The following is an 11,732-nucleotide window of genomic DNA, read 5'->3' on the forward strand; positions in this document are numbered from 1 at the left end:
GTATCGATATCGGGCCGCTGCTGCTGCAGTCGGGGATGAACGTGCAAATCGTCAATTACCTGACCGGCGCCGTCGACCGGATTTATCAGATCGTCAGCGCGTCGGGCGTGCAAATTCTCATTTTTTTGGCTGCACTTCAATCGATTTCCCCGGCGCTTTACGAAGCAGCCAAAATCGAAGGCGCAACCGGTTACGAAGTTTTTTGGAAAATTACATTTCCGATGATGACGCCGTTTATATTAACGAACATGATTTATACCATCGTCGATTCGTTTTCTCACAATCAAGTCACGGAAAAAATCCGCTCCACTGCGTTCCAGCAGTTGGATTTCGGCGTGAGCTCGGCAATGGCCTGGGTATATTTCATCGTCATCTCGCTCATTCTGATCATTTCGACCTACGTCATCTCGAAACGGGTATTTTATTATGAATAATCAACGGGGGAAAACGAATATGAAGGGAAACTGGAAAGCTACCGGCCGCTCTGCGGCAGTTTCGCTTGCGGAGTGGTATGTCCGATACAACCCACTGGATAAGCTGAAACACGGTTTGTGGGTCATCGTCCGCACAGTTCTCATTTTCGGCATCAGCTTTATTATTTTATATCCGATTTTCACGAAGCTGTCGATTGCCTTTAAGGATAAAGCCGATGTGTTCGATTCGTCGATCGTGTGGATACCGCGCCACCTAACGCTTGAGAATATCAAAATTGTGGTCCAATATTTGGATTACTTCACGGCGATTTTCAATACGTTTGTGCTGAGCGCGGGGACGGCACTGCTCCAGCTCGTTGCTTGCGCTTTGGCCGGGTACAGCTTCGCCAAGCTGCGCTTCAAGGGGAGCGGCATCCTGTTTGCGCTTGTCGTGTTTACGATCGTCATCCCTCCACAGACGATTATGGCGCCAACCTACTTGCATTACCGCTTCTTTGACGTTTTTGGGTTGTACAACTTGTTTACCGGCAGCGGAGGGATCAATTTACTGGAAAGCTACTGGCCGTTTTATATCTCGGCTGCGCTTGCCATGGGCTTGAAAAACGGACTGTACATCTTTATATTCCGGCAGTTTTTCCGAGGTCTGCCGAAAGAGCTGGAGGAAGCTGCATATGTTGACGGCGCGGGGGTGCTGAAGACATTCGCCAAGGTAATGTTGCCGAACGCGGTTCCAGCGATTACGACGGTGCTGCTGTTCTCCTTCGTGTGGCAGTGGAACGACGACTATTTTGTCAACTTATATATGGCCAACTCCACGACGCTTTCTGGCATGCTGCTTGTATTGCCGTCGCACGTCAGACCGGAGTATGTCGGCGGAATCGCCTACTCGTCACTTCTGATCAATACGGGAACGCTGCTCGCCATCACACCGATTTTTATCCTTTATTTATTTGTCCAAAAGTATTTTGTCGAAAGCATAGAGCGGACGGGGATTGTCGGTTAAAGTTTTTCAACTTTTTTTGGGATCAAACACTGACAGAATGGGGGTGAGGCTACCGGGGGATGGAGTGGGCTGGAAGACGCTGGCGGATATTGTCAGGTAATGGAATGCGCTTCAATGGAAATGAGTCGGTAATATGCGCTTCAATGGAATGAGTCATCCAAGGATGAGGAGGAAGAAGCGGTATGGGAAAATTAGCGATGAAGAGGGTATGCATACTCGCTATTGTCATGATGCTTTTAACGGTAGGGCAGCAGCAGTTTGCGATGGCCGATGAGAATGTGTTATTTCAAGACAACTTCAATGGCAGTGCCGCCAATTGGTCTTCCGCAGGGGGAAGTTGGGCGGTGACGTCCGGCGCCTACGTGCAAAGCAATGCCAATTCCGGCGTTGCTGCCGAAAGTTTCGCGGGTGATGATTGCTGGACAGACTATACTTATGAAGCCGATGTGAAAGTGACCGGCGGGAATCGCGATGCGGCGATGGCTTTTCGTGTGCAGCAAAATTTGAATAATTATTACGTATTGTCGATTCGCAGCAATTCCTGGCTGAACGGCGCAAGCAACAAACGTCTAGAACTGATGAAATTTCATAACGGGACGTGGTCTGTTTTTGCGAATGCCGAGAAATCGATTCTCGACAATACGTTGTATCATGTCAAAATCGATGTCAAGCGCAATAACATCAAAGTATATTTTAATCATGAGACGTCGCCGAGCATCGACTATACGGATAAGTTTCCGATTCGCAGCGGCAAAGTTGGTTTTCGGACGTGGCAGACGTCGTCGGAATTTGATAACGTCGTTGTAACGGAAATTCCGAAAAATCCCGCTGACATGCAAACGATTGCGATGACCGGCGCTTCGATCAAGGTCGATCCGAACTGGCCATATTATGTTGGCAGATCGAACGACAGCATCGCCGAAGAGATCGAGTTGGCCGGTTACCAGACGGTTCATTACATCGTCGTTAACGAAAACGATGTGAAGGGCGGTTTGATCGATGCCTTCCACGCCCGGGGCATCGCCGTTTGGCTTGTTGTGTTCGGCAACGGAACATATTCGGCGGCGTCGTTTCCGCCAGGTTGGGAGAACTGGAAGATGGGGCTGATCAACCCTTCAGGCGTCGTTGGGTATACGTTCTTCTCCTTGTTTAACCAGGATTACATCCAATGGAAAAAAACATCGCTTGCCAGAATCGTCACCGATTATCCGTTTGACGGCATCGAAATTATGGAAACGTTTTTTCCGGAATGGAACGGTTTGCAAACCGGGGTTTACGGCGATGTCGGCCCCGATGCGCAAGCGGCGTTTGCCGCCAAATACAATTCGGCCATTCCTGACTTCGTCAACTCCGGTTCTCCGAACTATTATTTGAACAATCCTGCATTATATCAAAAATGGATCGAATTTAGGGTGAATGGTGTGAACGACTTCCTGAACGAAATCTATAACGGACTAGGCGGCGTTAGGCAAGCGCGTCCGGATATTCTGGTGGCTACGTGGAGTCTCGCCATCGACGGCGGGCCGAATTCGGTCTCGAAGCTGCGGGAGCTGCAGGGGAACGATGCTGGGGCGATGGCGGCGAAGGTGAATCCGGATATACATTTTTTCCAGACGCATTGGCCTGATTGGATCAAGCCGGAGTCGCAGTTGCCTCCCGACTATATGCAGGCTTATCAGCCATTTGTAAATCAACTGCGGAGCTCGCAGCCGTGTATTCCGATAGGTCTGCAAGCGGACAACGGTTCGCTGCGGACGATGATTAAGTCGGCCACATGGCAGCAACAGTACCATATCAAGGCGGCACAATGGGGATATGCGACCTGGACCACGTTCGAGTATCATATCGGCGGATACATGTATTCCGAAAAACCGCAGCCGAAACAAGCGATCCGGTTGGCCAACGGCTCGCTGATGATCAGTTTCAACAAGCGGATTGACGAAACAACCGCAAAGACGGCGGCCAATTATACGTTCTGGCAGGGCGCAGTACAGCAGAGCGTAGCCATCACGAACTTGACCGTCGACGGTAACCGGGTGATTCTCGAATCGGGCCAATTTCCGGCAGGAAGCTTCGAAGTGGCTGTCAGCAACATCAAGGATACGCCGAGTCTATGGCTCTTTACGGATTTTCCGGCAAACACAGTTGCGTCCGGTAGCAGGGTAAGCGTGCAATAATAGCGGCAACGACGATAGAGAACAGGATAAAAAAAAGAGACTGTGCTGCATAAGCATCGATCATGCCGCAGCATGGTCTCTGCTATATCGCTAGTTATAACAACGTATATTCCGCTGGCCTGGATGCCCGTATCGTTTATCCATTAGGGGGAATGGGAGCAGGAATGATCGGGTTGGATGGTACCGGGGCACTATCCATGCGGATGATTTCAGTCTTCTGGTCGCTGCGTCCCACCCTATTATGCAATAAGCGCTTGTTACCTGCGGAAAACAAGCGCTTATTCACAATCGCTGCACGGCGACCGTGTTTGTCACTACATTTTACGACATCAACTACTCCGATCAAGGATTATCTACCACTTTCATGCTGTGAAAGTTGACTTCCCCTGCAATCTCCCGACGGGGAAACAAGGAACCCGTACTTCCCTTTTGGACAGACGAAGGCGTGATTCCTGTGAATTTTTTGAAAATGCGGTGAAAATACGACAGCTCGCAGTAGCCCAGATGATCGGAAATATCGGATACGGACATGCTGTTGGTTTGAAGTAATTCGAAAGCTTTGGCAATTTTAACTTGATGAATATAGTCAATCGGGGATTGATCCAGCACATCCTTGAATATCTTCGTGACGTAATTGGGAGAACGTTCGATAAAATCGGCCAAATCGGTCAAGCGAATCGACCTGCAGCAATTATTGATTATATAGTTCTGGAGTTGGCTGATGAAATACTGCTTCTTGGCGGAATTGTGCTGCAGCTCCTCCGCACTCTTGAGGATTAGTCCAATCAATTCCAGCAATATCCCCTGACAGATCATATGATGTCCGGGAGAAGGCTCGGACCATTGCTGTAAAAGCATGGAACAACGTTGTTTGAAATAGTCGAAGTTACGCATATGACATTTGAAATAGTCGCTGGACGACAACAAGGTGGGCAGTGACTGATCCGCCTCTGCGGTCGAGTTGAAATGGACGGAAAACTTCTGATGCTGCTCATGATGGCTGTTCTCGTTAAAACCTACTGATCCTCCCGACGGAATATACAGCACATCGCCTTTATTCAGGCCAATTTCCGTTCCGTTTAGCCAATAGGTTGCCTTGCCGCTCGTGACAAAGATAAGTGTATGTTGTAGGGCAGCCCTCTTGGCAACCTGCAAATGTTTAATCCGATCGTCGTAGACGACGGATTTCGGAGTTAGCGTAATATCGTAAATTGCTTTCAATAGAAGTCCCCCTATCGATTGATGTAGGTTTCACCGAGCCAGGCACCTTGTTCGACCAATCTTTTCTGCAATTTGCCCACATCGATTTGCCTGGAATGAATTCGGCTATCGTTGGCCATGCTGGCGGCTGTCCCGGCCGCTTGCCCCATTGCGAAACAGTTGGGCATGACGCGAAGAGAGCTTTGCACAATTCTATCCGACGATGCGGCACGTCCGGGCACCCACAGATTCGTAATGTCTAGCGGGAGAAGACATCGATACGGAACGCCGTGCGATTCACCGGCCGGCAGTTGCCGAATGGTCGTCTGATCGTTGCTGGTCGTTAAATGAATGTCGATAAAATAAGCATTGCGGGCTATGTCGTCCTCGAAGCTTGTCATGTTCACAAAATCGTTTGCAAGCAGCACGTAATCTCCTACAATTCGCCGGGTCTCCCGTATCCCGATCTGTTCGCCGGAGCTTATCAAGTGCACCTCTTCGAAGCCGGGGACGTATTTCCGCAAAAAAACGAGCTGCGTCTGCACATTCCTTCGTCCTTCGATCGCTCCCCGGGTCAGATCCTCCGCTTTTGTTCCGTCGATGCCGAATACGTGACCGAAGTTGAGTCCGGCAACGGTATTGGACAACCAGGCGATACCCGAGGCTTCTTTCCTTCCAGGCGGCAGGTCCCCTCGCAACTGGGCTAGGCTGACCGCTTTGTGAAGCTGGCCGCTGTCTCCGTACTCCCGCAAATAGGTATCGAATTTGGTCCGGTCCAGATTGGTTACCAAATAACACATCGTGCCTGGCTGCAATTCTCCGTCATCGCCGCCTTTTTGGAAAGGGACGCCGGCGAGATAGGCGATGTCGGCATCTCCTGTTGCGTCGATTACATAGTTGCACGAAACGATCGATCGTCCGGATTTGTTCAGAATAACAATACCTTCGATGGAGGATTTGTCGTCGTTCATGATCACTTGACCAACAAAGGTATGATAAAGGATGCTGCAACCGCTTTCCTGGACGATATCGTCATACACGCATTTCAATACTTCCGGATCGATCGGCACCCAATCCAATCGATCATGGTACCATTCCCGATATTGATCGCTGCATCGCTGCTTCATCTTCTCTAATACTTCCATACCGATCCCGCGAATAACCGGCTTCTCATGATCCGTATACGGGCAAAAAGCAGGAACGAGTGAGACGGTGGCCATCCCGCCCATAAAACCTCGTTGTTCGACCAGCAATGTTTTCGCTCCGTTTCTGGCCRCGGAAACAGCTGCCGCGACGCCGGCAGCACCGCCTCCAACAACAACGACATCGACCGCGTGAGACACGGGCAATGTTTCTGACGGAAGCATTTTTCTATCCATGATATGTCATCTTCCCCTTTGCATAATATTCGTGATATGCATTATTATAAACAACTTGACAACTTACGTTTAGTTGTCATTTAATTGTCATCATAAGGAGGGTGAACATGCGCAAAAAGAGTGGAATTACGATTGGCGAGTTGGCAAAGGAGCTTGGAATTAGCCGCAACACAGTATCCAAAGCTTTACACGGGCAATCCGGCATGTCGCTGGAAACGAGGGAAGCCGTTTTGAAGATGGCCGAAGAGAAAGGGTATCGTACAAGAGAGCAACAGGAAAATGCGCTGTTGGACGGAACGGGATGGATTCATAAGGGGGCGCGCCGTTTCCTGTTTATTGTCGCTTCCGACAAACAGTTCCTTTCGGAAACGCATCAGTATATCCTTCAGGGCATTCATGATCGGTTCGATCCGCTTCAATATCGTGTGGATGTCGTTTTCCTGCCGGAACATTTTAAATCGGAGAAGGCTTTGGCCGAATGGTTGGAGGAGCATGCGATTCTGCATGTGGACGGTATATTCATATCGCATATGATGCCGGAGGTGCTGGAGGCGAAGTTGCTGCAACTCGACATTCCTAAAATCTTGATGAACTTCCCGCCGACCGGAGCTCATGTCGATAGCGTGATATGGGATGTGCAGGATGCTGTCCGGCAGTCGGTTCGTCACTTGTTGGAACAAGGCCATCGGAATATCTTGTATGTAGGCGATGCGCCTCATCATCTCGGCTATCGCGGTTATCGCCTACGTTGGTATGCCTTCCAGGAAGAGATGGCACAGGCCGGCATCGTCGTCGATAGTTCGCAGCATGTCACAAACAGTATGCTGGATCACGAAGGATGGATGCAAGTTTGGAAAAATTGCATTACCCTGCAGAAACCGACAGCCATTCTGAATACGATCGATCATGATTTAGGGTGGATCTATTACGCTTGCAGCGAGTTTGGCATCCGAATTCCACAGGATTGCTCGCTCGTTAGCCTTTTATGCGAGGAGAACAGCCTCCCTATGAATGTGGCGCGCCCCTTACTTCCTGTTCGGGCTACCGGCCATCGGGGCGCGGAGCGGATGATATGGCGCATTGCCAATCCCAATCACATCTTTGAGCATACTCGTCTTCAAGTTCAATTCATCGAAGGAAACACAGTTCTTCCGATCTCCGACTCCAAGGTGCGGAGTGCTTTGGGAATCTAAACCTATACGTACGAAAGGCGGACAATAAGATGAATGAGCAAATATGGAACAAAAGGGGAGCGCTCCAGAACACGCGGAAAGCAGTGGCTTCCGGTACACTGAGGGTGGGATTCATCGGTGGTTCAATTACAGATGCGCGGCCACGTCATAACTGGCCTGAACCAGTAATCGCATGGATTAAAGAGAACTATCCGCAAGTGCGGCTGTATGTAGAGAATGCTGYCATAGGGGCGACAGGCAGCGAGCTGGCCGTTTTTCGCGCCGAACACGATTTGATCGAACGCGAGTGTGATCTGGTGTTCGTGGATTATTCCGTTAATGATGATGACGAGCCCGGCGAGAAACGAATGCGCACACGGGAGGGACTGTTGCGAAAATTGCTGCAGGACGGTCGAAGGGATGTCGTAATCGTTCATACGTTCCGTCAAGCTTTCTACAGCGAGATGATCGAGGGCAAAGTGCCTGCCTCCATCGCGGATTTTGAGAAACTGGCGGAGCACTATGGAATCGGTTCAATATGGATGGGTCTGTATGCGCTGGAAGAAGTGAAGCGGGGCCGGATGCGCTGGGAAGAGTGGTTGCCCGATGGCCTTCATCCGACGCAGCGTGGCAGCTTGAGTTATRCTCAAAGCGTGATTGCGTTTCTTGAAAACGAACTGTCGGGTCGGCGTAATACCGTTGCATCTGATGCAGTCACCTGGCTCCCGAATCCGCTAAATCCCAATCATTGGGGAAAGGCGTATGGGTTGTCATTCTTCGAGATTGAAACCGAAGGTCCCTGGGTGATTCGACGCTGGCCGCATATAGAATGGATCGATCAGGTGCTGGAGACGGCGGCAGTCGGCGCGAAGCTGGCATTCAATTTTACCGGCTGCGGCTTAACCCTCGGGTTCGACTTCGGCAAAACCTCCTCGGAATTCCGATACCGGCTGGATCACGGTCCTTGGCAGACCTCAGTTCGGGATCGTCCCAACTGGTGCGGGAATGACGGCTGGTTCCGGATGTACACGATTGCCGACGATTTGGTGGAAGGCCCGCATCGATTCGAGCTGGAAGTCATACATGGCGACATTCCCGATTGTTCGGGAACGAATTGCCGATTGGCGCTCGTTGGCATCATTCGTATATAAAGAAGTGATTTCGCTAAGTTTTGGCTAATGGCGATGCTCGCGATGCATAGAATAATTTCGTATAAGCAGTTTTTTAATTTGACGTGAGGGATATTATGATTCATTTCATATTCGTTGTATATCACCACAGACGTCTCCCTCGATAAGTTTTCGATCTTTGAGGTTGGTTCTCATCGGATTGAAACCGTTTGCGTGGTAACGTAAACGTGACAGTAAATTATTTAGAAAAAGAAAAGTGAGGCGATGAATTTGTTCCTTTCGTACATAACAAAAGAACTAGAATGGACTGTAGGATGGAGTGAATCAGAGGAAACAAGGCCAGAAAGAATGATCCCAGCGACTGTTCCTGGTGCTGTACAGTTGGATTGGGCCAGCGCGAAAGGTTGGGGGCCTTATTGGTATTCTGATCATTACAAAGAATATGCTTGGATGGAAGATTGCTACTGGACCTATTCTTCTACTTTGACGATTCCAACAATTGAAGGTCATGAACGTCTCTATTTAGTATGCAACGGGGTCGATTATCGTTTTATTGTTAAGCTGAATGACGTCACCCTGTATGAGCAGGAAGGAATGTTTACGCCTTTCGAGATTGACCTGACCGATAGAGCGACAGATGGAGACGAGCTTCAGATTGTTATCTTTCCAGTGCCAAAGAGAGAGGGGGCATCTCTAGGTCGCGAACAAGCCGATCAGTCATGCAAGCCTGCTGTTAGTTACGGATGGGACTGGCATCCAAGGCTTGTTCCGCTTGGTATTTGGGATGATGCCTTCCTTGAAGTAAGAGCTTCTTCTCACATCGAATCATTCGATACTTTTTATCGTTTATCGAAAGATTTATGCTCAGCGGAAATAGAAGTGATTGTGCAATTATCCGAATTACCGGAAACAGCCGGTGTTCTTCTGTGGACATTAACGGATCAGAATGGCACGGTAGTGGCGAGTAATGAGATTACAGCAAATGAGCTCAGACTGCGGGTTACTGCAGAGTTGAAGGATCCACTATTGTGGTGGCCAAACGGTCACGGGGAACCTACCTTATATCAGTCATCCGTAGAGTGGTATGAAGGTAAGCGATGCACTGACCGGAAGCAAAGCTCAATTGGTTTTCGTAAGGTACAGCTCATAATGCACTCTGGTGCTTGGGAGGAGCCCTCTCAGTTTCCCAAGAGCCGCAGCAATCCACCTATTTTACTAGAAGTAAATGGAAGGGCTATATTCTGTAAAGGCTCCAATTGGGTGAATCCTGAGGTATTTCCAGGTACTATCAACGAACAAACTTACAGGCCATTGCTAGAGCTGGCCAAGGACGCACATATGAATTTATTGCGTTCTTGGGGAGGAGGGATCATCAATAAGGAAGCTTTTTTCCGGCTATGTGATGAGATGGGTATTATGGTCTGGCAGGAATTTCCGTTAGCTTGCAATAACTATGTCGATACAGAAACCTATCTTCGAGTACTGGATCAAGAATCTAGATCCATTATACGTAAATTGCGTTCCCATTGTTCTGTAGTGATGTGGTGCGGAGGTAATGAGCTGTTTAATGGTTGGTCAGGAATGACCGATCAATCTTTGGCGTTACGTTTGCTGAATAAGAATTGTTATGAGTTAGATCCGCAGCGTCCCTATTTAATGACCTCTCCATTAATGGGGATGGGACATGGTCATTATAAATTTCGAGATGAGCAAGGCAATGAAGTCTATCAATGGATGGTTAAGGCAGCCAATACCGCATATACAGAGTTTGGATGTCCGGGACCTTCCGCAGTTGATTATATCCGGCGTTTCATTCCCGAGTCAGAACACTTTCCGCCGAAGCGCGGCACAGCTTGGGAGACGCATCATGCTTTTGGGGCCTGGTTGTCCGATGATTGGCTTAATCTCGATACAATGGAGCATTATTTCGGACCAAGCAGCTCATTGGAACAATTAGTTGCGCAAGGCCAATGGCTGCAGGCTGAAGGTTACAAATGTATCTACGAAGAAAGCAGAAGACAGAAGCCCAAATGCTCAATGGCACTGAATTGGTGTTTTAATGAACCGTGGCCTACGGCTGCGAATAATAGCTTAATCAACTGGCCTGCGGAACCGAAGCCTGCCTATAAAGCTGTAAAAGATTCCTGCCGCCCGATACTGGCAAGCGCTAGGATCAGTAAATTCATGTGGAAACAAGGCGAGTTATTCTCTCCCGAGATGTGGATTCTTAACGATTCATACGATACTCAATCCGGAGGTACAGTAGAGGCGGTGTTGAGTTTTGGGTTAGAGGAGGAGGAAGTGCCGCTATTAGAGTGGAATTTCTCATCGTTAGAGCTGAATGAGAATATTTGTGGTCCTATCATCCGATATGTGCTTCCGGATCGAACAGCTGAGTTCATGACACTGAAGCTGCGGGTACTAGGCAGAGAGGATTGGGATTCCTCGTATACATTACGATATATACCTTCCTTATCTACCATGGGTACAAAAGTAAGAACATTGAATATTTAATGTTTAACATGCGAATGTTTATATCTGTTAGCTGAGCTGGCCATCAACCCAAAATTCTCTCTATCCGAAATAAAGCATACTTTTCCCGAATTAAAGCAAAGCTTTCTAACCTCCATAACTACATAATGAAATGGTTAGCTTTTAGCACAATTATCAGGAGGTATGGGGAAATGTCCGTAAATGGTACATTGACAGGAGAACAGCTTGCAGGATATCGTGAGAATGGATACGCGTTACATCGGAAACCATTGTTTGGACCGGAGAAAATGCAAAGATTAACCGATATTTTTGAAGAACAGTGGGTGGCGGTTGGCAGAAAGCTGAACAGCGAACTGGATACTCCACATTTTCGCGATGAGCGTTTGCTTGAGTTTCTGCTATCCGATGAGGTTCTCGACTTAGTAGAGCCGATTATCGGTCCCAATATCGGATTGTGGTCGAGCCACTTCATCTGCAAAGAACCATTGGTGGGCAAACAGACGCCATGGCATGAAGATTCCGCCTATTGGAAGGGCAGACTATCCCGTTTTGATAAAATCGTAACCGTATGGCTTGCAATTGATTCTAGCAACAAGGAAAATGGTTGCATGAGGGTCATACCGGGAACTCATCGTAACGGCTTCTCAGAATATGAGAGTGTGGACGAGGGTCAGAACATCTTTTCTACAGAAATTAAACAGATCGACGAATCGAAGGCCGTTTATTTTGAGCTGGATCCTGGGG

The 11,732-nt window shown here is 48.7% G+C and carries 9 protein-coding genes; 7 read left to right on the forward strand and 2 right to left on the reverse strand.

Annotated elements, in window-relative coordinates; translation table 11 throughout:
- From AC1DWN_RS17930 to AC1DWN_RS17940, 3 genes are all read left to right on the forward strand, one after another.
- Window positions 1–434: carbohydrate ABC transporter permease (locus tag AC1DWN_RS17930; protein WP_477560273.1), on the forward strand; the 434-nt coding region annotated here is incomplete at its 5' end.
- A 19-nt stretch (window positions 435–453) separates the two neighbouring features.
- Window positions 454–1,437 carry a carbohydrate ABC transporter permease gene (locus AC1DWN_RS17935; RefSeq protein ID WP_477560274.1) on the forward strand — a complete coding sequence of 328 codons (984 nt, stop codon included), beginning with the start codon at window positions 454–456 and terminating at the stop codon, window positions 1,435–1,437.
- A 182-nt stretch (window positions 1,438–1,619) separates the two neighbouring features.
- A complete protein-coding gene (locus tag AC1DWN_RS17940) occupies window positions 1,620–3,614 on the forward strand; it encodes a 3-keto-alpha-glucoside-1,2-lyase-like domain-containing protein (RefSeq protein ID WP_477560275.1) in 1,995 nt (664 codons plus the stop codon).
- A 342-nt stretch (window positions 3,615–3,956) separates the two neighbouring features.
- Here AC1DWN_RS17940 and AC1DWN_RS17945 read toward each other — a convergent pair whose 3' ends face one another.
- Both AC1DWN_RS17945 and AC1DWN_RS17950 read right to left on the reverse strand, forming a co-directional pair.
- Window positions 3,957–4,835 carry a helix-turn-helix domain-containing protein gene (locus AC1DWN_RS17945; RefSeq protein ID WP_477560276.1) on the reverse strand — a complete coding sequence of 293 codons (879 nt, stop codon included), beginning with the start codon at window positions 4,833–4,835 and terminating at the stop codon, window positions 3,957–3,959.
- An 11-nt stretch (window positions 4,836–4,846) separates the two neighbouring features.
- Entirely contained in the window at window positions 4,847–6,193 is a 1,347-nt protein-coding gene (locus AC1DWN_RS17950; protein WP_477560277.1) for an FAD-dependent oxidoreductase, read from the reverse strand.
- A gap of 107 nt (window positions 6,194–6,300) precedes the next feature.
- On the opposite strand from AC1DWN_RS17950, the gene AC1DWN_RS17955 reads away from it, so the two are divergent.
- From AC1DWN_RS17955 to AC1DWN_RS17970, 4 genes are all read left to right on the forward strand, one after another.
- Window positions 6,301–7,386 carry a LacI family DNA-binding transcriptional regulator gene (locus tag AC1DWN_RS17955; RefSeq protein ID WP_477560278.1) on the forward strand — a complete coding sequence of 362 codons (1,086 nt, stop codon included), beginning with the start codon at window positions 6,301–6,303 and terminating at the stop codon, window positions 7,384–7,386.
- 29 nt (window positions 7,387–7,415) lie between these two features.
- Window positions 7,416–8,516, forward strand: coding sequence for an SGNH/GDSL hydrolase family protein (locus AC1DWN_RS17960; protein WP_477560279.1), 1,101 nt, complete (start codon window positions 7,416–7,418; stop codon window positions 8,514–8,516).
- A 249-nt stretch (window positions 8,517–8,765) separates the two neighbouring features.
- A complete protein-coding gene (locus AC1DWN_RS17965) occupies window positions 8,766–11,009 on the forward strand; it encodes a glycoside hydrolase family 2 protein (protein WP_477560280.1) in 2,244 nt (747 codons plus the stop codon).
- 170 nt (window positions 11,010–11,179) lie between these two features.
- On the forward strand, window positions 11,180–11,732 hold a 553-nt coding region (locus tag AC1DWN_RS17970; protein WP_477560281.1), incomplete at its 3' end, for a phytanoyl-CoA dioxygenase family protein.

Source organism: Paenibacillus sp. P4_A7, from assembly GCF_056402455.1.

Excerpts from the sequence above, each read along its gene's own strand:
- AC1DWN_RS17935 (WP_477560274.1), top strand. The coding sequence starts at position 454 with ATGAAGGGAAACTGGAAAGCTACCGGCCGCTCTGCGGCAGTTTCGCTT.
- AC1DWN_RS17955 (WP_477560278.1), top strand. The coding sequence starts at position 6,301 with ATGCGCAAAAAGAGTGGAATTACGATTGGCGAGTTGGCAAAGGAGCTT.
- AC1DWN_RS17940 (WP_477560275.1), top strand. The coding sequence starts at position 1,620 with ATGGGAAAATTAGCGATGAAGAGGGTATGCATACTCGCTATTGTCATG.